The organism is Paenibacillus profundus (assembly GCF_021369635.1).
GTDB lineage: Bacteria > Bacillota > Bacilli > Paenibacillales > Paenibacillaceae > Paenibacillus_B > Paenibacillus_B profundus.
Genome location: NZ_JAJNBZ010000003.1, coordinates 428,996 through 453,855, shown reverse-complemented (window position 1 = coordinate 453,855; position 24,860 = coordinate 428,996). Strand labels below are relative to the sequence as shown.

General features: G+C 42.4%; 18 protein-coding genes and 1 tRNA gene. 14 read left to right on the top strand and 5 right to left on the bottom strand.

Annotated elements, in window-relative coordinates; translation table 11 throughout:
* Positions 1 to 233: 233 nt before the first annotated feature.
* Positions 234 to 1,016 carry a copper amine oxidase N-terminal domain-containing protein gene (locus LQV63_RS07315; protein ID WP_233696196.1) on the bottom strand — a complete coding sequence of 261 codons (783 nt, stop codon included), beginning with the start codon at positions 1,014 to 1,016 and terminating at the stop codon, positions 234 to 236.
* 899 nt (positions 1,017 to 1,915) lie between these two features.
* Here LQV63_RS07315 and LQV63_RS07310 point away from each other — a divergent pair.
* Entirely contained in the window at positions 1,916 to 2,710 is a 795-nt protein-coding gene (locus LQV63_RS07310; RefSeq protein WP_233696195.1) for a MerR family transcriptional regulator, read from the top strand.
* 110 nt (positions 2,711 to 2,820) lie between these two features.
* Positions 2,821 to 3,648, top strand: coding sequence for a CPBP family intramembrane glutamic endopeptidase (locus tag LQV63_RS07305; RefSeq protein WP_233696194.1), 828 nt, complete (start codon positions 2,821 to 2,823; stop codon positions 3,646 to 3,648).
* Positions 3,649 to 3,964: 316 nt separating this feature from the next.
* On the opposite strand, the gene LQV63_RS07300 is transcribed toward LQV63_RS07305, so the two are convergent.
* From LQV63_RS07300 to LQV63_RS31990, 3 genes are all read right to left on the bottom strand, one after another.
* Positions 3,965 to 4,894 carry an MBL fold metallo-hydrolase gene (locus tag LQV63_RS07300; RefSeq protein WP_233696193.1) on the bottom strand — a complete coding sequence of 310 codons (930 nt, stop codon included), beginning with the start codon at positions 4,892 to 4,894 and terminating at the stop codon, positions 3,965 to 3,967.
* Positions 4,895 to 5,072: 178 nt separating this feature from the next.
* Positions 5,073 to 5,318 carry a DsbA family protein gene (locus tag LQV63_RS07295; RefSeq protein ID WP_233696192.1) on the bottom strand — a complete coding sequence of 82 codons (246 nt, stop codon included), beginning with the start codon at positions 5,316 to 5,318 and terminating at the stop codon, positions 5,073 to 5,075.
* A 175-nt stretch (positions 5,319 to 5,493) separates the two neighbouring features.
* Complete coding sequence (locus LQV63_RS31990; protein ID WP_407672896.1) at positions 5,494 to 5,655, bottom strand: Rrf2 family transcriptional regulator; 162 nt, start codon at positions 5,653 to 5,655, stop codon at positions 5,494 to 5,496.
* A 209-nt stretch (positions 5,656 to 5,864) separates the two neighbouring features.
* On the opposite strand from LQV63_RS31990, the gene LQV63_RS07285 reads away from it, so the two are divergent.
* From LQV63_RS07285 to LQV63_RS07245, 9 genes are all read left to right on the top strand, one after another.
* On the top strand, positions 5,865 to 6,515 hold the full coding sequence (locus LQV63_RS07285) for a TetR/AcrR family transcriptional regulator (protein WP_233696191.1): 651 nt from the start codon (positions 5,865 to 5,867) through the stop codon (positions 6,513 to 6,515).
* A complete protein-coding gene (locus LQV63_RS07280) occupies positions 6,508 to 7,806 on the top strand; it encodes an MFS transporter (protein ID WP_233696190.1) in 1,299 nt (432 codons plus the stop codon). Before LQV63_RS07285 ends, LQV63_RS07280 begins: the two co-directional genes overlap by 8 nt.
* Complete coding sequence (locus tag LQV63_RS07275; protein ID WP_233696189.1) at positions 7,791 to 10,109, top strand: ABC transporter permease; 2,319 nt, start codon at positions 7,791 to 7,793, stop codon at positions 10,107 to 10,109. Before LQV63_RS07280 ends, LQV63_RS07275 begins: the two co-directional genes overlap by 16 nt.
* Before the next feature lie 4 nt (positions 10,110 to 10,113).
* Complete coding sequence (locus tag LQV63_RS07270) at positions 10,114 to 10,872, top strand: ABC transporter ATP-binding protein (RefSeq protein WP_233696188.1); 759 nt, start codon at positions 10,114 to 10,116, stop codon at positions 10,870 to 10,872.
* A 997-nt stretch (positions 10,873 to 11,869) separates the two neighbouring features.
* Positions 11,870 to 14,338, top strand: a complete 2,469-nt coding sequence (locus LQV63_RS07265) for an S-layer homology domain-containing protein (RefSeq protein ID WP_233696187.1) — start codon at positions 11,870 to 11,872, stop codon at positions 14,336 to 14,338.
* 371 nt (positions 14,339 to 14,709) lie between these two features.
* Positions 14,710 to 14,785, top strand: a tRNA-Lys gene (locus tag LQV63_RS07260).
* A 238-nt stretch (positions 14,786 to 15,023) separates the two neighbouring features.
* Positions 15,024 to 17,027 (top strand): beta-lactamase family protein, encoded by a 2,004-nt coding sequence (locus LQV63_RS07255; RefSeq protein WP_233696186.1) that lies wholly within the window; start codon positions 15,024 to 15,026, stop codon positions 17,025 to 17,027.
* Positions 17,028 to 17,107: 80 nt separating this feature from the next.
* A complete protein-coding gene (locus LQV63_RS07250) occupies positions 17,108 to 17,803 on the top strand; it encodes a response regulator transcription factor (protein ID WP_233696185.1) in 696 nt (231 codons plus the stop codon).
* Positions 17,787 to 19,175 carry a HAMP domain-containing sensor histidine kinase gene (locus LQV63_RS07245; RefSeq protein ID WP_233696184.1) on the top strand — a complete coding sequence of 463 codons (1,389 nt, stop codon included), beginning with the start codon at positions 17,787 to 17,789 and terminating at the stop codon, positions 19,173 to 19,175. The genes LQV63_RS07250 and LQV63_RS07245 overlap by 17 nt, the downstream gene beginning before the upstream one ends.
* Positions 19,176 to 19,312: 137 nt before the next feature.
* On the opposite strand, the gene LQV63_RS31985 is transcribed toward LQV63_RS07245, so the two are convergent.
* The gene (locus LQV63_RS31985) at positions 19,313 to 19,480 is read right to left on the bottom strand and encodes a transposase (RefSeq protein WP_369011145.1); all 168 of its coding nucleotides are present in this window, start codon (positions 19,478 to 19,480) and stop codon (positions 19,313 to 19,315) included.
* A gap of 327 nt (positions 19,481 to 19,807) precedes the next feature.
* Between LQV63_RS31985 and LQV63_RS07240 the strand changes: the two genes are divergently transcribed.
* The 3 genes from LQV63_RS07240 to LQV63_RS07230 are packed head-to-tail and all read left to right on the top strand — an operon-like array spanning position 19,808 to position 24,733.
* Positions 19,808 to 21,352 carry an extracellular solute-binding protein gene (locus tag LQV63_RS07240; protein ID WP_233696183.1) on the top strand — a complete coding sequence of 515 codons (1,545 nt, stop codon included), beginning with the start codon at positions 19,808 to 19,810 and terminating at the stop codon, positions 21,350 to 21,352.
* A complete protein-coding gene (locus tag LQV63_RS07235) occupies positions 21,349 to 23,133 on the top strand; it encodes a sensor histidine kinase (protein ID WP_233696182.1) in 1,785 nt (594 codons plus the stop codon). The genes LQV63_RS07240 and LQV63_RS07235 overlap by 4 nt, the downstream gene beginning before the upstream one ends.
* 16 nt (positions 23,134 to 23,149) lie before the next feature.
* Positions 23,150 to 24,733 carry a response regulator gene (locus LQV63_RS07230; RefSeq protein WP_233696181.1) on the top strand — a complete coding sequence of 528 codons (1,584 nt, stop codon included), beginning with the start codon at positions 23,150 to 23,152 and terminating at the stop codon, positions 24,731 to 24,733.
* The last annotated feature ends 127 nt before the right edge of the window (positions 24,734 to 24,860 follow it).

Sequence of the window (24,860 nt, the reverse complement as noted above, 5' to 3'; positions counted from 1 at the left end):
TGTTTTTTGTTGAATAAGGAAATCTATTGGAATGAGTGTTCGCGGCAATAATCTCAAACCAACAATTTTTTATTCTAAGTCCACATATGGCGATTTACGATATATTTATCTGCGGTCAGGAAGTTTCTGTATGATATCAGAATATAGATTGATTTTTGTTTTAATATCTACCGGTTTATTTTTATCATCGTTGTAACCTGTGGTAGCCGTACCATCATTGTTCTCAAAAAAGATTACACTACGATGATATAAGCCTCCATGATCGGGTCTGTATCTAAACTCATTTCGGGTGAAACATTCCCTGCTGCTTGAGATGGCACTCTTCGTTCCCGAAATAATTGTCCAATTGCATTTGCTTTGCCGTCTTTGACTTGTACAAATGTATAAATTCCATCTTCAAAATAGTAAGTGTCTGCTCTTCCTGCAGGGAACGTATAGTGGTGTAAACGATAACCATCTAATGTACCAAGTGTTTTGAAATCCGCGTTGATTGGTAATGCGATAGCGGCTTTACGTGCTGCTTGAAGGTCATCTTGATACAGTAATTTCGAATCAAACGAATAGTCTTTGGAGTTAACGAAAACAAATTTGCGAATGGATTCAAATTGAACGTTGTACCCCAAGGATTCAGAGACAAATCGTATAGGAACAAGAATACGGCCATTTCTATTTTGAGCAGGTATATCCATTTGTATAACTTTTTCATTTTTATAGGCAGTTCTGCTATTTTCACTTATTTTCAAGTAATCTCCATCTTTATTTTGAACTGTGGTAACTTTAGTCGTAGGGTTAAAACTGTAGGAAAGGCCAAGAGATGCAAGCGCACGGATGGGGACGAATAGACGGTTATTATCCATCAGAGGATGTACATCCATCTTTATAAATTCACCATTAGCAACAACTTCTATTGGTCTAACATCCTCTTCTGATTTAACTAGTGGTGCTGCGATTGCATGTGAATAATTGAATAACCCTAAACTTAACGCCAGTATTAATCCTGATATAATTTTTTTCATTTTGTATCTCCCCATCTTTTATTAATGTATATAGAAGGTAATAAATGGTTCAATTTTGTCAATTCAGAAAACGAACAATAATCATAACACTTTACAATAGATAAAAACATACATATTTAATTGATAGTAAAAGAATAACCGAAAAAGGAATATAATCCTAGATTAGGGCCATAATATTTAACAACTTTATTGTTTATAAAATAGGCATTTAATTAATCAGTCCGGTAATTTTTTATAACTTTAGTAACTACCTATCTATAAGTTTGATAGGTAGTTGTTGTATGTCTAGGCTCAAAATTAAACGATTTTATAATCTTTACACATTTGTTGTGCAATGCAAATAAAGTCCTTTACCAGCAAATGAAACTCGTTTTGAGCAAATAAAAATCATATCAGAGTCGAGCAGATCCAGGATGATTTCCTGACATTTGCTCGGCTTTTCTTTTGTTGCAGGTGATAGGAATTAGGGGAGAGCGAAGGAGAAAGCAGGGTTCTTCTCGAATCATATCTCAGAGGCTTTTCTCAGGCGTTTCAAGGCTTCTCATGCTTTGGTCTGGTTCTTATCCAGGCTTTGCTCTTGCTTTTACTCAGGCAATTTCTGTGCCTTTTCGGGACATAGATTTGAATGCGTTAAATATTGTATGTTACCGAACAATAAACTGTTGCACTAATCTGGGCAGGATAGCTCAATAAGGAAAATATATCCAATGGTAGATTGCGTGTCTGCCAATTGAAATGGTTTGAATTTCTGTATCAATAATTGTATATTTCCGTTTTGGTTGACCAATATATCTTCCTGTTTCTTTTCAAAATTCATCATTACATTTGGTATTATTTTTCGACGTACTGATAATATGAAATATGATAAAGAATATGTAGCAATGATAAAGGAGAGTATAATGTACACAATTGGACAAGTAGCTAAATTTTTAGGTGTATCTAGAGATACCTTGAAATTTTATGAAGAAAAGGAATTAGTAAAGCCTAAGCAAAATATGGAGAATGGATATAGAAAATATAATCATTTTGATATATATGATATAACAACAGTAAATTTCTATAGAGAAATTGATATTGAAATTAAAAAAATCCAGGAATTAAGAAAAAGTAAGAGTATAGAGGGAATAAAATCATTATTAGAAGAGAAAGAACAAGATGTTTTAGAGGAAATAGAATATAAAAAGCTTCTTTTAAAAAAGCTTCAGATAGTAAAAGAAGATTGCGAAAAAATTAAACAATTCTTAGGAGAATACACAGTAAAAGAAATGAAGCCTTTAGAAATAAAAGGAGAAATAGAACATTTTACTGCGTATGATGAATATGAAACTCTAAAAGAGAACACAGACAGCTTAAAAAAAGCAGTTACTCTAACATCTTTAAGAAGAGTCATAAGTTTCAATGAAGAAGGTATTATAGAAGATAAGTTTATAATTGTAAGAAAAGTAGAAGACTTTGATAAAGAAATAGAAGGTGAAATTCTATCTCATCCAAAATGTATGTATACCGTTATTGAAGATGGAAGATGGTCAACTGGTGGAAAAAGTATTGATCATAACGTGGAAGCTAGTTTAAGAAAAGTAGCAAGAGAAAAAGGGTATAAACTTTTGGGGCTAGTTTATATAAATCTATTACTTACCACTTATGAAGATGGACTTGAACGTATATTTTTAGAAATTTATGCACCTATAAAATAATGCAGACAATGTATTGACCTGTGAGTAACCCCTAGGTTTAAGCTGAAGGTATTAGTAAATATGAGCGTTATTATATTTACGAAATACTTAGTTTGAAGCGGGGATTATACATGAATAGAGAAAAGAAACTAAAAAAACCAGTAGCAAGTTTTATTCTACTAACCAATATCATTTTTTTGCCACTTTTTTTTCTTGTAGGAGCCATAAGCATGTTAGGATTTCCTGCATGGGTCTTTGATGTCATGTTCTGTATATCATCTTGGTCCTCAACCTTTGCTTTTGCAGCGCTATTTAAAAAAATCTATCCTGGGCAAAGTTTTATACAATTTGTAAAAGATAAATTCAAGAATAAACTTAAATTTTCTGTGATTCTTATTGTGAGTATGATTCAAGCCTTCATATTTTTGATGACTTTGTTTCTCGTATCTAATAATAGTGAAGTAGACTCTATTTTTACTATACCTTCATGGGGAATGCTGATCTATTTCTTTTTTAAAAACCTTCTTGCAGGGCCACTAGGAGAAGAAATAGGGTGGAGAGGTTTCGCTCAAATTGAGCTCCAAAAGAAGCATTCGCCATTAAAAGCTTCGATAATCATAGGATTTTGGTGGGGGATGTGGCATCTACCCATATGGTTTACTACAGGGTTTGTGGGCATTGATTTAATCAAATATATTCTATTCTTTATGATTTCACTCATATCCACTAAGATCGTCATGACAGCATTTTATAACTTAAATCAGAATTTAATCATTCCAATCATCATCCACCAATTCTTTAATTTTTTTATTGGCTTAATAAACGGAAACTTAATCGATTTAATCATGTATAACGCAATTTTTTATTTAGTAGTAGCAGTTTTAATCATCGTTATAAATCCGAAGAAAGTATTGTATGGAAAGGAAAATACAAACATTATTAATGAAAGCATCACATGATTTAGTGATCGTTTGTACAGCTATACACCGCAGCACCCTGTAAAGCGAGCAAGGGCCGAACATTCAGGGGGCGAGCTTTGCATACGACAGCCGCAACCGCCTCACGCAGGTTACGACCGAAAAGGGAAAGGCCGTCAGCTACCGCTACAATGGAGATAACCTGATGGTGGAACGCTCCAAAGGCGGTGTGACGACCCGCTATATTATTATGACGACCGAGCGAAAATCATAGCGGAAGGAAAGGTCGAAGCAGGTGAAAGTGTCACCATTATGGCTTAACCATCTCCGCATCTAACGCGTGGCGTCATGCGTTAGATCATGGCCAGGAACGCTCACCCTTGATCACTTGGGCGCCCATTTCCAGATCACTTGTGTTCTTGAAGTCCGGATGGGACTTCTGCATCGCTGCAATCAGCTCAGCGGAATTCTTGGCCTGCTTTGCCGCAGCTTCAAATTTTGCAATGTAGTCACGGGTAAAGGTGACGCTGGATGTATCTTCGGAGCTCTTGCCCAGGTAATGGCCCGGGATAACCCGTTCCGGCTTCAGGGCAAGAATCCGATCCAGAATCTCCCGCCAGTGGTCACGGCTCTCTGGGGTCTGGTTGTCTGCCATCCAGACATGCAGGTTCTCGTAGATCGGCACGCCGCCCAGGATGGTCTTTTTCGACGGAACCCAAAGGACGGTATGAGACGGATCTGAACCGTCGAGACCGATCACCTGCACGGTTTCGCCATCGACCGTCAGTTTATCCCCGTCAAGGACATCAGGGACGATCAGCGCGGTCGGGGCGTTTTCTTTCAGGATCGGACTCCAGAAATCACTCTTGATCTGAATGGTTGCCTTAATCCCTTCCACAGTGGCCGGGGTGGCAACGATTTTTACGTCAGGAAATGCCTCGCGTATCGCCGACAGGCCGAAGTAGAAATCCGGATCCTTGTGGCTGATATACACCGTAGTCAGCTTCTTTCCAGTGTCGCGGATCATCTTGACCAGTTGCTCGGCGTTGCTTTTTTCGAACTGAGCATCGACGAGCAGTACCTCGTTCGGTCCTTCGATCAGGCTCGAGGAGACGGAGAAGAGGCCGTTATCTCCAGGGTTGAACGGTGTGATCTTAAGGTCCACCGCCGGCGTCTTAGTTCCTTCGCTCGCGGTATCCGCCGTATTCGCCTTGCCGGAGCATGCGCTCAGCAATAACGTGAAACAAAGCAACAAAATAACTCCCATCGATAATTTCTTACTAAACATCGTCAAATCTCCCTCTTCCTTATATTGATAACGATTATTGAAACAGTAACGTAATGCTGCCAGCACAAGCTGCTCACCCAGATTCGCTGCCGGCATCGTCCAACAGATTCAACGACTGCGATTCCTTCCAAGCCTTCTGCAAAGCGCTGAAAAACATGTCGGTTGACTGCGCCGCGCCCTAATTCCAGGAGTAGGTAAAGTATGCCCGGAACAGTCCCTGTGCATTAGGGTTCATTTTACCTTGATTGAATGCGTACTTCGCCAACCTATGGGCATCGAATGTGTTCGTCAGAATCAAGGTGGCAAATTGGAGTGTAAGCCCGATTTCCTTCGCTTTACCGCTAAGATTTTCGTTTATCGCAATCGCTTGATCCCGGCTCATACCGTACTTGGCGACCAGCATGTTATGCACGTCGTAATCCACGTCTCTCCTTTCCATGTATTTCGAGATTCGGTGTTGTAACCAACTTCATTACAACCATTCCAAAAAAAATGGGTTCACTTTTTCATGTTGATATGTTCGGCAAGTTCGGAAAGTAACTCATGCATCGTTATGTCAGACAGGATCGCTTCCATGGCAACTTGGGCCCGTCTTACGCTCAGTTCCAGAACGACGCTCGAACGCCCGCCAATCCTGCTTTCTTTAGCTGCCCAAGTATTTTCCGAATGATAACCGAATTCGTTCCGACGCTACCAGCAATCCATTCCGACGTGCAGTGCGCATCCTTGGCTGGAGCAAGCAATGAAAGAATGTGAACCACTATGGAAAATCTGCTGCTTATTTTCATTACTGACACCCTCGCGATGTAACCATTATAGTTACAACACATAATAAGTGTCAAGAGGGCTTTTGATGGAGTAATTTCAAAATCAGTTTTTGACGAGATTTTGCACACTCTCTTGACAACTCTAAATAGTATGTTATTGTATTACCGACAGGCAGTCGGTCGGTTGAAAGGGAGGTATAAAAATGAGAGTTGTAAAAAAGGCGGATGAACGCAGGAACGAAATACTTGACGCGGCGGATGAGCTTTTCGGCCAGAAGGGCTTTGACGGTACAAGTACAAACGATATTCTCGAAAGGGTCGGAATTGCGCGGGGAACATTGTATCATCACTTCAAGTCGAAGGAGGATATTATGGACGCGCTGATTGAGCGGTATAATGTCCGTCTTTTAGGTGCGGCGCAGGAAATTGCCGCAGACAAGAGCATACCCGTAGTTGAGCGCATTATCCGTGTTGTTATGGCACTGAACATAAGCGGTGAAAGCAGCAGCAAGGAAATTATGGAGCATATTCACAAGCCTCAGAACGCGCTTATGCATCAGAAAATACAAAGGGTCATCATCAATGGCGTTACGCCGATACTGACGGGAATCATCCGCGAGGGCATTGAGCAGGGACTGTTCAGCACGCCGTTCCCGTATGAATGCATGGAAATGGTTGTGACCTATGCGAATACCGTTTTTGATGATGATATTGTTACAATGACGAACGAGGAGCGCGGTTCACGAATACTGGCCTTTGTTTGCAACGTGGAAAGGCTGCTCGGTGCAGAAAGCGGAAGTCTTATGGACGCTATGCAGATGTTTGGTAGAGGAGATGGAAGCAGCTATGAATAAATCGGGAAAATCCTTCAGAAAATTTCTTCTATTGTGGTCGGGACAGCTTATTTCAGCAATAGGAAGCGGGCTTACGTCGTTCGGACTTGGGATTTATGTTTTCCAGCAGACGGGAAAGGCATCGGCTATGGCGCTTGTAACCTTGCTTGCATTTATGCCGTCGCTTCTTTTAAGCGCCTTTGCGGGAGTGCTTGCAGATCGTTATGACCGCAGGCTTTTAATGGTTCTGGGCGATGGTCTTTCTGCATTGGGACTTGTATTTATTTTGATTTGTATGCTTAGCGGAGAAGCGCAGCTATGGCAGATTTGCGTGGGAGTTACAATAAGCTCGGTGTTTTCATCGCTGCTTGCTCCTGCATACAAGGCTACGGTTACGGATTTGCTTACCGAGGAGGAGTACATAAGGGCAGGTGGTTTTGTTCAGGTTGCAGGCTCGGCAAAATATCTGATTTCTCCTATCATTGCGGGATTTCTGCTCACCGTTTCGGATATAAAGCTGCTGCTTGTAATCGATATCTGTACATTTTTTGTAACGGTTGCTTCAACTCTTGCTGTACGTAAAGGTCTTGCTTCAAAGAAATGCGAACAGGCAAAATCGTTTACCCGGGAATTCAAAGACGGCTGGGGTGCCATTTCTGACAACAGGGGTGTGCTTGTTCTTGTGATCATGTCATCGGTAATGACTTTTTTCCTTGGCTTCATAGAAACACTTTCCACGCCGATGATACTTGCTTTTTCGGACAGTTCCGTAGTAGGAACACTTGCAACAATTGTGGCTACTGGAATGCTTGTATCAAGTGTGATAATAGGGTTTCTTCCAATAAAAAGAGATTATGTAAAAATTCTTTCGATTGCGCTGTTTTGCGAAGGAATATTTATGGCGGTATTCGGACTTCGCGAAAATATTGTACTTCTCTGTATTTCGGGATTTCTCTTTTTTGCAATGATGCCATTTGCAAACACAACTCTGGATTTTCTTGTTCGTACCAACATTGATAATTCCGTTCAGGGCAGAGCATGGTCACTTATAGGGTTAATTTCACAGCTTGGATTTGTTGCCGCTTATGCGCTTTCGGGTGTGCTTGCGGATTATGTGTTCACTCCTTTGTTAGTTGACGGCGGAGTGCTTGCTGACAGTGTGGGAAAGATCATTGGCACGGGCAGAGGCAGAGGAACGGGATTACTCATTATTATCGCTGGGATTTTGTTATGTGTTACTTCAGTAATTCTGTACAACTTGAAATCGGTTAAAAAGCTTGAAAACAGAGGTGGCTTATGTATTACAGGATAATCCGCAATGACATTTTAAAGAGCAAAGCAATTACGCTGACAACCATGATATTTGTCGCTGCTGCGGCTATGCTTGTTTCGCTTGCGGCGATACTCGTCGTCAATCTTTCGGGCGCGCTGGATACGCTTATGACACAAGCTAAAACTCCGCATTTTATGCAGATGCATTCGGGTGATATTGATACTGCACGGCTTACATCTTTTGCGGGGCAAAATAGCAATGTCGATGAATTTCAGGTGCTTGAATTTCTCAACATGGACGGCGCGCAGATTATTTTGGGCGATAGTTCGCTTGCGAATAATGTTCAGGATAACGGTTTCAGCATACAGAGCAAAAAATTCGATTATCTTCTTGATCTTGACGGAAACATCATAAACGTATCCGACGGCGAGCTTTATGTTCCAATAAGCTATATGAGGGACAACACTACAAAGGTCGGTGACAAGGCAGTAATAAGCGGAAAGGAATTTACCGTTGCGGGATTTCTCCGCGATTCGCAGATGAATTCCACGCTCTCCTCCTCAAAGAGATTTCTAGTCAGTGAAAAAGATTACGCGGAAATAAAAAACCTTGGAGGTATGGAGTATCTGATTGAGTTCAGATTAAAGGATTTGTCGGCGCTCGGCGCATTTGAAGCTGCTTATGCCTCCGCAGAACTTGAAGCGAACGGACCAACGATTACATATCCGCTTTTTAAAACGATTAACGCACTTTCCGATGGGATGATGATTGCGGTTATACTTCTTGTAAGCGCACTTGTCGTTGCCATCGCATTTATGTGCATACGCTTTACGCTGCTTGCGAAAATCGAAGACGACTACCGCGAAATTGGCGTTATGAAGGCAATAGGGCTGCGTGTTTCCGACATAAAGAAGATTTATCTTGCGAAATACGCAGCGATTGCGGCGGCAGGCAGTATTCTCGGTTTTGCACTTTCGGTTATGCTCAAAGGCATGCTTCTTGAAAATATACGGCTTTATATGGGGGAAAGCGAAAATTCTTCTTTTGCCGTAGCTTTAGGAATAATCGGCATACTGCTTGTATTCCTTGCAATTATTTCCTATGTAAGCGGAGTGCTGAAACGCTTTCGGAAAATATCCGCTGCGGAAGCAATACGCTTTGGCGCTTCACAGGAAAAAAACGCGGGCGCAAATCGTTTTTGTCTGAACGGAAACAGGTTGTTTAACACGAATATTTTTCTCGGTATCAAAGATGTTCTGGCAAGGAAAAGACTTTACGCCACAATGCTTGCGGTGCTGGTGATTTCGGCATTTATCATTATTGTTCCGCAGAACCTGTACAACACGATTTCCTCAAAAAGCTTCATCAAATATATGGGGATTGGAAATTACGATATGCGCATTGACATTCAGCAGATCGACAATATCTCTGAAAAAGCCGCTGAAATTTTAAAGACTATGAACAGCGACAGTACCATTTCAAAGTATGCCGTGCTTACAACAAAAACATTCAAAGCAAAAATGGAGGACGGATCGGAGGAAAATATAAAAATTGAGCTCGGCGACCATTCGATATTCCCTATAGAATACTCCCAGGGCAGAGCACCCGCCGCAGAAGACGAAATTGCGCTTTCGGCTTTGAACGCCGATGAGTTGAGCAAAAAGGTCGGCGAAGTCATCACTCTGGTAATTGAGGGGAAGGAGAAAAATCTCACGGTAAGCGGAATTTATTCCGACATTACCAACGGCGGCAAAACCGCAAAGGCTGTTTTCACCGACAATTCGAACGACATTATGTGGTTCGTTATCTGCGCGGAGCTTTCGGATCAATCTCTTGTCGACGAAAAAACTTCGGAATATGCGGACAGATTTGTTTTTGCCACGATTTCGGACATTGATGAATTTATTACTCAGACATACGGCTCGACAATAAGCTCCGTCAAAAAGGCCTCCAATGCCGCAATTGCCGTTGCGCTGATTATAACGGTGCTGGTTACACTGTTGTTTATGAAAATGCTTGTCGTAAAAGACAGATATTCCATTGCCGTAATGAAAGCGTTCGGTTTTACTAACTCGGATATTACGGCGCAGTATGTTTCGCGTTCGGTATTCGTTCTGATTGTCGGAATTGTTCTCGGCACTCTTCTGGCGAACACTCTCGGAGAGGTACTTGCGGGCGCGGTCATCTCCACGTTTGGAGCGTCGACGTTTCATTTTGCGGTCAATCCGCTTTCGGCGTATCTGCTTAGTCCGCTGATGATGATAGGCTCGGTACTTATCGCAACAATGATCGGCACATCGGGCGCAGGACAAATTAAAATTTCCGAAAGTATAAAGGAGTAGGCATATGAAGAAGATTATTATCGGTGACCATATCATAAAATCTTTCGGCGAGGGCGATGAGAAGCGCAATGTTCTCGACGGAGTGTCCGTTGAAATGAACGAGGGGGAGTTCGTTGCGATTATGGGACCTTCGGGCTCGGGAAAATCGACGCTGATGTTTGCGCTGAGCGGAACGGATGGCGTTAATGGCGGAAAGGTCGTTTTTGACGGCAGGGATCTATCGGCGGTCGGGGAGAATGAGCTTGCAGATATACGCAGAACAAAAATGGGATTTGTTTTTCAGCAGCCGACTATGCTAAAAAATCTGAATATCCTCGACAACATCATTCTTCCGTCCATGCGCGGCAACAGAAAAAACGCCGCAAAAATTACGGAGAAGGCAAGAGCACTTATGAAAAGGACAGGCATTGCGGAGCTTGAAAAGCGCAACATTACACAGGTGTCGGGAGGTCAGCTTCAGCGTGCGGGAATATGCCGTGCACTTATGAGCAATCCGAAAATTATTTTCGGTGACGAGCCGACTGGCGCGCTTAACTCAAAATCTGCGCAGGAGATCATGGACATCTTTTCCGGAATCAACGCGGAAGGTACTGCGGTTATGCTTGTAACTCACGACGCAAAGATTGCGGCGCGGACAGAGCGTATTATGTTTATGCGCGACGGAAAAATCGTGAGCGAAATGCGACTTCAGAAATTCAGCGGCACAGATATTGACGACAGGATGGAAAAAGTTACGGCGAAAATGCGGGAAATAGGAATATAATTTGTTATTTCACCATCACCATTTTTACTGATGTATGAAACAGCATTCAAAATAAGGGCATGTAGTAGGAGAAGAACAGCTTGATAAGAAGCCTACAGGGCTCTGACCATCCGATCATGCCGGAGTTTGGGGATTTTATTCTATTCCGTGAGTTTCTCCCTATATACCTTCAAGTAAAGTAGAAATACCCTTTCATTCGTTTTCTGAGCACACTATTCACCTAATAATGGTAGCTTTGAAAGAAATGCTAATAAAAACAAGTTGTGATTATAACATGCTTTTTAATTGATTTTGATCAAACTTTATTCCAAACCAACAACTGCTTTGTAATCACATACAAGGACAGCGGCAATATTGCAGATCAGACAAAGCACTTCAAAAATGGATTCGTTTTGGATTCTGAGCAAAAACTGGTTGCATTGTTTAGCGATACGAAAAAACTAAAAGAGTGCATCGCTAGGCACCAAAATTCGGATGTGATTTACCGGGTAGTTGTGAATAACCAGTTGGCAGACAAACTTATGGATCTAAGAGTTTTTTAGGCTCGTCAACTAACTCGCATCCTTTAACAGGTTGCTTTTTTAGTTATTCAGCACATATTTGCTTAAAGTCCGTCTGCTTGTTGATAAACCTACTTATATGGATTCGATTACTCTCTCCTAAAATTTTCTTCTGGTGCATTGGATATATTCGCATCACAACTTATTACCCGGCTCTTGTGCACAATTAATCTAACTACCTTTTTTGTGGGAAAACTTATTTTAGTTTTATATAACATTATAAGAAAATGGATCTTTTTTCTAATAAAAAGGTTATGGAAAGCCGATAAAATGAAAGTAATAAAATCTAGGTCCTAAGGAGTGGTTATCATTACAGATTGGCGTATACTCAATCACTACTTATTACCCAAATACGATTCCAAGCGTGAATCCAGAAGGGGCTGGTTAACTCCTGTTTTGAGCACCATAGAAAAATATAGTTAAAGTGGAGGTTTCAAATGATCGCTAGAAAAATTGCCCGTAAAGTTTTGACCATCGTTCTAATGATAAGTTTAATGTTTGCCTCAATCGGAGTTGCGTTCGGTCAAACGATTTATTCGGATATTGAAGGACATTGGGCGGAAAACCAATTAAGAAACTGGATTGCTCAAGGTCTGATCAAGGGATACCCCGACGGTTCTCTCAAACCGAACAACACCATTACGCGTGGAGAATTCATGGCTCTAGTTAATCGTTTGTTTCAATTCAATCAAACTACTAACATAAGCTTCACTGATATGAAAGAATCAAATTGGGAATACACAGAAGTTCAGAAAGCAGTAAAGGAAGGCTACATACAAGGCTATGAAGATAAGTCTATACGCAGTTCCAAATTCCTAAGCCGCCAAGAAGCGGCAGTTCTTGTAGCAAATTTGTTGAATATGACTAACGAGGAACAGACAGCACATGTATTTAAAGATGCTTCGTCGATAGCGTCTTGGAGCAAAGGCGCAGTTGGTGCTACAGCATCCAAAAACATTATTATAGGGTATTCAGACCATACTTTTAAACCGAAAGTATACATTACTCGAGCAGAGGCCGTTGTGATGCTGGATAGAGCGAAAAGCTCAACTCCAGAGACACCTACAAACAATAACGGCAAGACTCCTACACCAGAAACAAAACCAGAAGTTAATTCTAAAACTGAACTAGAATCTAAATCTGAATCTAAAACTAAAACTGAAATTGAAATAGTATATATATCTGAATCTAAGTCCGAATCTGAATCTGAATCAAAGCCAGAATCAAAACCAGAACCAGAACCAGCGTTACCTACTGTTACCGGTGTGACATATACGACTACCATAGAAAATTCATCGACTACGGGTGTCGCTCAAGTTGCAACACTAACGATAATGAATGATGCAGTAACAGCAGGAACACTTCGTGCAACGTTCACGGATGGAATGACACCTGTGTCTGTAAATGTAACACTGACCGGTGCAGAGACTACGGCTAATGTAGCAACAGAAATTGCTACGGCATTTGGTTCCACTATTAAGGGGTGGAATGTAACTGCAAATGGTGAAAATGTACTCTTTACAGCTGACGCCCCTGCAGCGAATAATGCGAATGTGAAAGCTACAGTAGAGGATATCGCAACAGGAGTGGGTACGTTAAGTAGTGCGATTACTACCTCAGGCGTTGCGGCAATTGCAGGCACTGCGCAAGTCGCAACATTATCGATAACTAACGGTGCAAAAGTGAAAGATTCGTTCTATGCGGAGTTCACGGACGGCACACCCCCTGTTCGTGTAAAAATCGACTTAGCAGGAACAGAAACGGCTGAGGAGGTAGCTGAGAAAATTGCTGCCGCATTCGGCAGCTCTATTCCGGGCTGGAAGGTGACGACGAGCGGTTCAGATGTCCAGTTCACAGCCCAAACACCAGCGACGAATAATGAAAATGTTTCAGTAATTGTCTTTGAGGCGTCGGGAGTAGGCGCACCAAGAAGCACAATAACTGCTCCTGGTGACTTAGGCTCAAACACATCACAGGTTGTAACATTGACGCTTCCCAGAACTATAGCACGCGGAGGACCTGTTGGCGTTAAATTTACAGACGGTGTAGCATCTGTAACTGTAAATGTAATGACGCTGGACACAGAAACAGTGGCTCAGCTAGCGGATAAAATTGCTGCCGCATTCGGCAGCTCTATTCCGGGTTGGAACGTATCTACAAACAGTTCGAGAGTACTATTTACAGCCAATGCTCCCGCTGCTAATAATACGAAGGCTGTAGCAAGACTATCGGGAGATTTCATAGGAATAGGAATGCCAGATAGTACGATTACTACCTTAGGTGATGCTACAGCTAGTACGGGTATTGAGCAAGTTGTAACATTAGCGGTGCTCAACGGAGCAACAGATCCAGGATCGCTTTATGTGAATTATACCGACGGTACAACTCCCGTCTCTGAAAATGTACCTATAGTAGGAACAGAAACGACTGAGGAGGTAGCCAACGCTATCGCTATGGCGTTTGGCACATCGATTAGCGGATGGGATGTAACAGCAAGCGGTGCGAATGTAAAGTTCACAGCCCAAGCATCAGCGGCGAATAATGATAATGTTGCCGTAACGGTAGAAGAAATGTTAACAGGAGTAGGAACGCCGAGTAGTACGATTACCACTGCAGGGGCTGCAACGACTGTAGGTGGCACGAAAGTTGCAACATTAACGATTACTAATGGTGCTAAAGCAGCAGGAAAACTTCATGTAACGTTTACGGATGGGTCGGAACCTATCTCTGTAAATGTGACACTCACGGGTACAGAGTCAGCAGCTAATGTAGCAACGAAAATTGCAGAAGCATTTGGAAATACGATTACAGGATGGAACGTAGCTACAAGTGATACGAGGGTACTCTTTACAGCCAACACTCCAGATGCTACTCATACGAATGTCAAAATAATGATTCAAGAATAATAAAGGAATCGAAGTTATGGTTATTTGTTCTATTAATTTCATGCATTAGGTACTTTAATCCCCATAGTGGGAGATTTCGTCAATGATAGTGATGAGGTCTCCCACTACATAAAAAGCATTCAAAACCCTTGATACACACGGGTTTTTCTTATATCTGCGTATATTACACCCTAAAATTGTGCCCATCTGAGGTTCCAAAATAGGAAAACTCACCAAGAATTAGTCAGTATAAATAAGTTTACAAATCCGCTGAAAAGGTTTAGAATAAAGAAGTGGCCAGTTACGGAGATTATCACTTAATGGTGCCACTCACCATAATAGCTTCGTTCAATCGGGATGTAGCGATCCCCCTTGAACCCAGTATTGAATATGGGTTCTTAGCTCAGTTGGTAGAGCAGTTGACTCTTAATCATCAGGTCGAGGGTTCGAACCCCTCAGAACCCACCAGTTATGTAATCAAAACGGCAGAGATGCCGTTTTTTTGCTATATTCTTTTAAGTTCCCCGCTAATCAATTATATTGATCCTGCCTAATCAGAATCTCATGTTCCCAGTGTCCCCTGCCCTATGAAGTATCTGTTATTCTTCGACAATTTCACATTACATTAAGATTACATAGAATCTAGATTAAGTTTGCTCATGTACTCTGATAATGTAGGGAAATGATACAGAGGAGAGAACAGAGAATGAACATGTTTTCAAAGCGTGTGACGGCCATTGCACTGACCTTCACCATAGTAACTGGCTTCCTAAGCGGTACTGGTTCACTATCGAAAGTATCGGCGACGCCCGTGAAGATAGGTCCGCAAGATCCAAAAGAAGTAGAACAATTTGCCGATGAATTTTTTAACCGTCCGGATATTAAGGACAGTATGGCTGGCGTTGCGTTTGTCGTCGTCAAAGGCGACAAGGTGCTATTAAATAAAGGTTACGGCTATGCAGATGTTGAAAAGAAGCGGCCAGTCGATCCAAATCGAACGGTGTTCCGTGTCGCCTCCATTTCCAAGGTGATCACCGCCACAGCCGTGATGCAATTAGCGGAGCAAGGAAAAATCGATTTAAACAAAGATCTATCAGCTTACCTGGGGGACGTTCGAATCCCGAATCGGATGGACTCTCCCCTAACCATGAAACATTTATTGACAAATTCAACTGGATTTGAATATGGGGATGGATCAGAATTAGAAACAGGCGACTTATCTCGGGAAGTATCCATAAAGCAATACGTGTCGGACAATACGCCTACGGTGATCCGCAAGCCTGGCGAGTATTACAGATATGATAACTTAGGATTTACGATTCAAGGTTATGTCATGGAGCAAGTGACTGGAAAGCCATTCGGCACATATGTACAGGATCATATTTTTAAACCTCTAGGTATGGTAAACAGTGATTTTCGTTTAACCCCGGAAATAACGAAAGAGCTCGCTGTGCCTTATAACCTGATGGGCGAAGCTATTTCCACGTACGCAACTGTTCCAACAGAGCTTCCGGGTGGTGGAATGCTCTCTACGGGTTCTGATATGGCAAAATTCATGATGGCTCATCTGGGTGGCGGGAAGCTGGGAGACGCAACGATCATAAAAAAAGAAACGGCGGCGGAAATGCATAAGCCTCAGCTAGCCGTACATGAGAAGCTACCGAACATGGCCTATGGCTTCGAATACGCCAATCAGCAGCACTACAACGGACATTATATGATTGAGAAAGCTGGGGACATGGCAGGGTATCATAGCAACATGTGGTTGATTCCTGATGAAAAAGTCGGCTTTTTCGTTACCGTAAATAAAGATATTGAGTTTCGCAAGCAATTGTTGGAAGCATTTATGAATCATTATTACCCGAGTAAAGACGGATCACAAGCTACTCTTGAGCGCTCGAAACACTCCTTGGCAAATCTCGAAGGTACATACAGCGACTTACGAAATCGGATGTGGACCTCTCACATTCGTTCAGAGGACGGCAAGCTTATCGTGAAAGATCCGCTTGGAGAGCACGTACTGTATGAAATTGAACCACTGCTCTTTCAAGATGATCAAGGCGCAAGAGCTGCTTTCAAACTGAATGGCAGCGGCGATGTGCAGGCATTTTATTATGATCTGAAGTCAGATAGCTGGACCGAAAGAATGCCGAAGCCGCAGCATTATCAGGATGTTAGTATAAACCATCCGTATGCTCCATCGATCTATCACATGCGACAATTGAAGGTCATCGATGAGGGCAGCGGCGACAACCGCTTTGAGCCTGAACAAGCAATTACGCGAGAACAGTTTATCGGATGGTTTATCCGGTGGGCTGGGGTAGCACCATCCAAGAATAAATCGGTTTTCAATGACATTTCTGACAGTGCTTACGCCAAGGAAATACAAGCAGCTTATGAGCTTGGATTAATTCAAGCCCCCGCGAGTGGTAAATTTCATCCACGTCAACTGTTGACGCGGCAGGAAGCGGCAACTATTATATGGCGTATGGCATTCAATCACTTAGGCACCGCACCGAAGAAAGCCGCGCTTAGCGGGCACACCGATGCTTGGGCGCTGGAAGGCGTTCGCTTCGTAATCGCGAAACAATTATATGGGCCTGAAGTTGTCGAAGGTAATGACGGAACGTTCAATTATAACTCGAAACAGCCGATGCTGAAGCAAGAAGCAGCCGCAATGCTATCACGGTTCGCCGACAATTTATTCTAATGCAGAAACAACTCCCCGTTGCTTGCGCTAAGCTGCAAGTCAATTGGGAGTTGTTCTTGCGCAATCGGGGGTAGAGACAAATGAAGACCATACTTATCATAGATGATGAAGCCGAAATTCAAGAGCTGCTGACCATCTATTTAACCAACCATGGCTATGCTACGGTTGCAGCCGGAAACGGAGTTGAAGCTCTGGCAATATTGCAGGAGGAGTCCATCGATCTGATTATTGCCGATATTATGATGCCCCAGATGGATGGATTGGAATTACTCAAGAAAATGCGACAGAGCTCACAGATTCCTTTCCTCTTTATTTCCGCGAAGTCTGACGATATGGACAAAATTTATGGCTTGCAGCTTGGGGCAGATGATTACGTAGGCAAGCCCTTCAACCCGCTTGAAGTCATCAGCCGAGTTCAAGCACTGTTCAGACGAATTGATGCCTTTGCGAAGCCAGATAAGCAGGAGCAGGAGTGTATTGAAATCGGAGATGTTAAGCTGGATTTGAAGAGCTGCCAACTTTACAAGTCCGGAATAGAAAAAGAAATGACATCGTACGAATTTAGGATTCTGGAATTGCTGATGGGTCAGGCAGGCAGGGTGTTGACAAAAGCACATATTTACGAGCAGGTGTGGGGCGAGGAATACATCGGAGATGAAAACTTGATTATGGTGTACATAAGCAAAATCCGTGAGAAAATTGAGGATAACCCAAGAAAGCCTGTTCATCTCATTACGATTAGGGGGTTAGGCTACCGGTTTGAAAAAAGCAAATAGCTCCTCTGGCAGACGTCCATTGAAAAGGCTGTTTTTTCGAAATTATGCAGTGATCAGCGCACTGATGATAGCGGCTATAGTCGTATCGCTCCTTAGCACAAACCTGTTTATGAAGAGGTATATAGATGAGCTGGATGTCACTCAAATTAATGGCGCGGATATTTACCAATACCCTTTTGATAACATCAGCGGGCATTTGCTAGACAAGTACGGCGGTTGGTTTGAAATTGTGAATGAGTTGGGCGAGATCATTTATGTCAAAGGAAATAAAGAAGATGATATCGTCCGTTACCAAGATGGTCAAATGTATGCCAAAATGGATGTAGAAAGAAACGATGATTCGATTTCCTATCATGCCTATCATGCAGAGGGGCCGCACGGCGAATCCTATGTATTACTGTGGAAAATTCCTGAACGATTGTTGAAATTATCTACTGCGACATCTATCTTCGCTGCATTGTTTGCTGTTTTTTTGTTCATCTTGCTTTACTTTTATGCCCGTTATTCTGTCAGACAAGTTAAAAAGCCACTAAGGCAAATCGTTGAAGGCATCAAAGAGATGGAACACTTCAATTACACGAAGCGGCTTCATTATTCTGCCGAACAGGAATTCGCGGAAATACAGGACGCCTTTAACGGCATGGCAGAACGCTTGCAACGCACATCTGCAGAGAAAGAGGCAGCTGAGAACAACAAAAGAAACATGCTGCTGCATCTGTCGCATGACTTGAAAACACCCATTACCTCGATTTATGGATATTCGCAGCTTCTGTTGGACAATCAGGCATTAGAAGATAAGGATACCCGCAAATATATTCAATACATTTACGATAAATCATCTTATATGGCCAACTTGATCCAAGACTTATTCGAACTAGCGAAGCTGGATGACAAGCATACGGAATTGAATAAAGAGAAAGTGAACATAACGAAGTGGTTTCAGCAGCTTGTGGTGGAATTTTATCCCGAAATTGAAGAGAAGGGGTTCGGACTTGAAGCTCATATCCCGGAAGAACCACTCCTTGTCAAGATGGACAAAGTACATATGAGCCGCGTCATCACCAACTTGATTAGCAATACACTGCGATATAATCCAGCGGAAACTGTTCTCTATGTGTCATGTGAACGAAAAGAAGGAAACGTTATTCTGTTGATTGGAGACGACGGAATTGGCGTTCAGGAACCAATCAGGGAACATATTTTTGAAGAATTCATACGTGGTGATGATCCAATTAAAGACAGTACGGGCTTAGGTCTCGCCATTTGCAAAAAAATTATTACGCTGCATGAAGGCACAATTGAACTGGAAAAGGATCAGCGGTATTCCACCTTGTTTCGAATCAGCTTGCCTAATTCGGATAAAAATAAATAAAGGAAACAAGAGAGACTCTTCTCTGGAAAATAGGATTCACAAGAAACGGGAAACGGCAGAAATGCCGTTTTTTTATTTTCATACCATCCGTTCTCCCTAGCCCCTATCCTATACGACGCACAAGAACATTTGCATTTTTAGTTGTATACCCGTTGTATTATTCCCTCTGTAATTTTCCATTGATATAAGGTTGCCTCTGATAATCCTGTTTCTCTAGCTATTGTATTTACGGACTCATTCTGGGGTGGCATCATTCTTCTTACGATTGAGTATTTAAATTCTTCGCTGTATTGCCATAGTACCATGCCTCTCTACTGCCTATTAACTAACTATACTTTTACTAGAGGACTATGACGACTATCCTAGCCTAGGGGACGGATTAATCTAGGAATATATAGAATTGAAAAAAAAGACGACTATAATACCCTATATTTCAACAAATTGATTAAATAGTATTGTAAGCGATTGAGAACGTATATTATACTTTGAGATGTCATCTGGTATCGAATCAAGTCGGGGAGCCTCTCGCCAATATGTGTCATTTTCACGTCTAACACGCTCATTTATATCTGTATTACACATGTCGAATGGGTGTCGGAGGGAACATAAAAATTGAAAGGGCGATCCTTACTATGTTATGGATCAGTAAAATCTTAAATACACTATTTTTTGTTATTTACATTCTTGCTTTTATGTTCTTGAGTTTCTTGTTGGTTCCTGAGACTGCCTCCAACATTACCGGAAATTCCAAAGAAGCGAGTTCACAAGAGAAGAATACGATTTCCATCGTTATCAATGATTTGAGTTTTCCTTTTCCGGACGGCTTGGACGAAAATCATAATCCTTACTTAACCTACATAGAAAAACAGAACGGTTTAAATGTAGACGTGTACATACCACCCGTAACAAGTTATGAAAATACGGTGCACAATATCCTCTCTTCTGATACGAACCTCCCAGATATGCTCAGTATTTATTCTAAAATTCAGTTCTTTCGCTATGTCGATCAGAATAAGTTAATGCCGCTTGAGGGTTGGATTGAAAAATATGGATCTGGCTTAAAGCGCGTCATACCTAAAGAGGTATGGGATCAAGTAACAATCGGCGGACATATTTATGCGATCCCGAGTGTTAATTTAGTTCATGGAAACGAACTTATGTACATCCGAAAAGATTGGTTGGACAATTTGAAGCTGCCGCAGCCAGTAACGCTTGAAGATTACAAGAAGGTGATTCAAGCGTTTACAGAGCGCGATCCGGATGGCAACGGCAAGAACGACACCTTTGGCTTTACGATGATGGCAAATCTTGAGCATTCTTCTCCTTTCTTTGGCGCACATGGAGTTCAATTGAATCAATGGACCGAGCGTCGGGGAGAGCTCGTCTATGCAGACATTTTGCCGGAAACGAAAGAAGCGTTGTCCTTTTTGGCGGAATTATATAAACAGAAATGGATCGATCCAGATTTCCCGCTCCACACAAATAGACAGACCATGTTAGAGAAAATCGTGGAGGGGAAAGTCGGCCTGTTCTCCGCCGCTTGGTATGATACGCGCGGCGCGATAGCCCAAAATATGAAAAAAGACCCGAAAGCCAAATGGATTCCTCTGGAAAATCCAATTGGAAAAAATGGTGAGCAGGGAGTGAACGGAAGGACTATTTACGGATATCAGGTGGTTCCCAAGGAAAGCCTTCATGCCGGTGATGTGATTCGCTTTTTGAATTTTATCGCAGGCAAGGGACTGACATCCTTAGTCTTTGGATTCGAGCAGCAGGTCTGGAAGCGAAAAGGCGGAGAAATCATTAGTGATTTTGCCGAGCATGATAAGCATTTATATAGAGGGATCTATTCTGCGTTAGTGAATGTGGACGATCGGAAGATGCTTCGAGCCCGCGTCGACTCCTATGGAAAGCAGTATCGTTTGTATGACAACATCCAAAGGGTTGAAAGGCATGCTATACACGACGCATTTTTGGGTTCGCCTACGCCTACGATGCTGAAAAAATGGGGTGGACTTGCCGGGTCACGAGAATTGTTTGTAAAAATCGTACTCGGTGTAGCTCCTATAGAATCATTTGATGCCTATGCGCAGCAATGGAAACAAAATGGAGGGAGCCAGGTTACAAAAGAAGTGAATGAATGGTACAAAGCCCATCCGCATGAGGGCGAACAATGAAATTGTTCATACGCTTATACAATAAGTTCCTGCAAAGCTCGCATATTCGCCTAACCACCTATTTCTTCATCGTGCTTCTTCCTTTAGTTATCGTTAGCTTATACGTGAACAACCGGGCGAATCAAATTATTGTGAAACAAGCAACAGAGCAGACCCGGCAAAAGCTGGAGTCCGTAATGAATAATCTTGAATTGACCTTGCATAATAGTGAAGTGCTAACCAACCTGATCGCAACGAATAAAAAGATAATCGAAAGATTGGAAGTAAACGAAAATGAATTGTCTCCGCAAACCATCGTACAGTATAGTGAATTGCTTGAGGAGCTATGGAACGTTACAGCGGTCAGCCAGATGGTCTCCCAAATATCCATTTACCATGCAGGGACCCATACGATGCTATCCACGAAGTTCGGGGGTCGTCGCATCGGGGGAGCAGAGGAACGGAAATGGCTTGCAAGTTTGGCAGCTCATTTAGATAACGGTACTGAGCTAATGATGCCCGAGCAAAAAAAAGGGGAAAACCATTCATTTGGGCAGCTGATTGATAGCGATACGATCTCGTTCACACGGACCATGGATCTGTACAACAGCGAGAGGAAACCAAATTTATTGATTGTGACTTTAAATAAAAACAAACTCACAGCTATTCTGAAACCTTTATTAGCTTCTAATCACACTAGCGTTGTGTTGCGGGGCAGGGATGGTCAGACAATTCTATCACCCTCAGACCGTATTCAAAGTGTATCTATTAAGGAGGCTGACAGGCTGGGAGCGAGTGTAGAATCTGCCCGGTATCCATGGACGCTAGATTTCTTTCTGCCAATTGATGAGATTTATGCGGAAACGAAGACGATGCGTCAATATACTTATTTAATTATAGCGAGCAGCTTTATGCTTGCCTTATTTATCTCGTGGGGAATTTACAATCGGATCGCATCGCCTTTAGGGCAATTAAAAGATGCAATGAAAGGACTTATCGGAGGAAATTACAACATTCAGTTGGACACCGGAAGAAAAGACGAATTCGGATATCTCATGAACGCTTACAATCAAATGGTCAAACATCAAAAGCATCTGATTCAAAATCACTATGAACAACAGCTTCGTATTGCGCGAACGGAGCTTACCTTTCTTCAATCTCAAATTAACCCGCATTTCCTGTACAATACATTGGATTCAATATATTGGACGGCCCAGAACTACGAGGCTGAGGAGATAAGTGAGATGGTATTGAATCTATCCCACTTCTTCCGGCTAAGTCTTCATAAAGGTCAGGATACATTCACGGTAGATGAAACGATGACACATCTGGATTACTACATTCGTATCCAGCAGATTCGGTTCTTGAACAGCTTCCAAGTTATATATGAGGTACAAGAAGAATCCAAATCAATTCCCGTGCTCAAGCTGCTCTTGCAACCGTTAGTGGAAAATGCAGTTATTCATGGGCTGGAACAAAAACGACGCGGGGGAGTGTTAACCATTTCGAGTTTTATTGAGTCAGGGAAGTTAATTCTTTCTGTACAAGATAACGGAGCAGGCATAAGCGAAGAACGAGTTCAATCTATTCATCAAGTCCTGAGCGAAATCGCCAACAAAACAGCACCCCTGTCTTTTTTGGAAACGACAGATAAAGGATTATATGGCTTAAGCAACGTCTTCTCCCGGGTCAAGATGTTCTATGGCAATCTTGCGGAGGTTATATTCAAAAGTGAATTGGGCGTCGGAACAACGGTGACGCTTCTATTGCCTATTGAGAATTGCACGAACCAAAACAATTGAATAAGGGGAGAGCGATGTGAATCTTCTTATTGCGGAAGACGAAACCAGATTGCTGGAAAATTTATCACATATGCCCTGGGACAAGCATGCTATTGAAATGGTGGGAACGGCGTGTAATGGAACGGAGGCTTTAATCCAAATTAAGCAAAAGCAACCAGACATCTTGCTGATGGATATCCAAATGCCTGAAATGGATGGACTCACCTTGGCGCGAGAAGTTACCCGTGAACATCCGCATATCAAGATCATTATTTTGAGCGGTCATGATAATTTTAAATATGCTCAGGCGGCGATCGAACTAGGAGTATATAAATATTTGCTCAAGCCAGCCGGCGAAAGCCTCATCCTTCAGTCCGTGCGTGACGCGGCACAATGCATACATGCCGAGTTCATCGAACGGAGCAACCGTGTCATGCTTCAGGAGCAATGGACACATTACCTGCCTATCCTTCATCAACATTTTTATAAGAACTTGGTGCATGGACATTATCGGCTTGAAGAGATTGAACATTACAGAAAGTCGTTAAAGCTAGAGATGGACTTGCATTCCAGCTATGCTTTAATCATTATAGATGTAGACGAACATGCTAGCCGAATTGCTGAAGGCAGCTTGGATTCGAACAAGCTAATCCATTTGATTCGTGAATTACTGTCTGACTCCGATTATTATCTATGTAAGGACGAGAACGGCTCGACCATTGTCATAGGAAAGATCCCGGGTAAGGAAGATGTGCGCCAAGAGTTGTTTGCCATTCACACCACGATGGAAAAGCTGCTTAGAAATATCAAACAATGCCTCGATATATCTGTAAGTGCAGGAATCAGCGGGGATGCTGGCAGGCTCCATGAATTGCATCCGTTATATGTTCAAGCGAAAAAAGCGCTGCAAAATCGCGCAGTCTACGGCGGAGGAATCGCAATCCCTTATCACGAGCCGCATCAGATCGATGGCATGCTTCATACTCATCATGCACATGATGACAAGCAGCTCGAGATGGCTTTGGAAACAGCAGACGAAGAGCTTGCCATGCATATCATTACAAATATGTGGGAGGCTTCGAAGAACAACTCTGCTTCCTACGAGTCAATCATGGAGCAAATGTTATATATTACGGGTGTGCTGGCGCTTTTTATACGTAAACGCGGATGGTCCATTCAAGAAGTCACCGGCACGGATTTTGCATATCTTTATAATTTGCAATCGCTCACAATCCCGGACCGCATGTATGATGTTTTGCGCAGCGCCGTGAAAAGCATTGTGTCCTACTCTCATTGTCACGACAGAAAAGTGACTCACAAAACCGTAGAAGCCATTTTGGAGCTGTTGGAGACGGAAGTGGAACAAGAATTCACCTTGCATACACTTGCCGATCGCTTTTACGTGAACGCTTCTTATTTAAGCCGTTTATTCAAGCAAGAAACAGGCATGTCCTTTACCTCGTATGTGCTAGAACGGAAGATGGAGCGGGCGAAGGCCGCTTTGATGAACGGGGCTAGAGTGTATGATGCGGCCTCTATGATAGGATACCGGGATATCAGCTACTTCACTAAAATGTTCCGCAGATATTGGGGGGTAACACCGGGCAGCATCAAGAAATAGATTCAACCATCCACTTTCTTTATAGCTAACAAAAATTAGCAAGCTGATTTCCTGTACTCAACAGGAGTCAGCTTGTTTTGTGCTGAAAAAGTTCAGCTCTTCATTTTATTTTTCCCTCACGCAACAA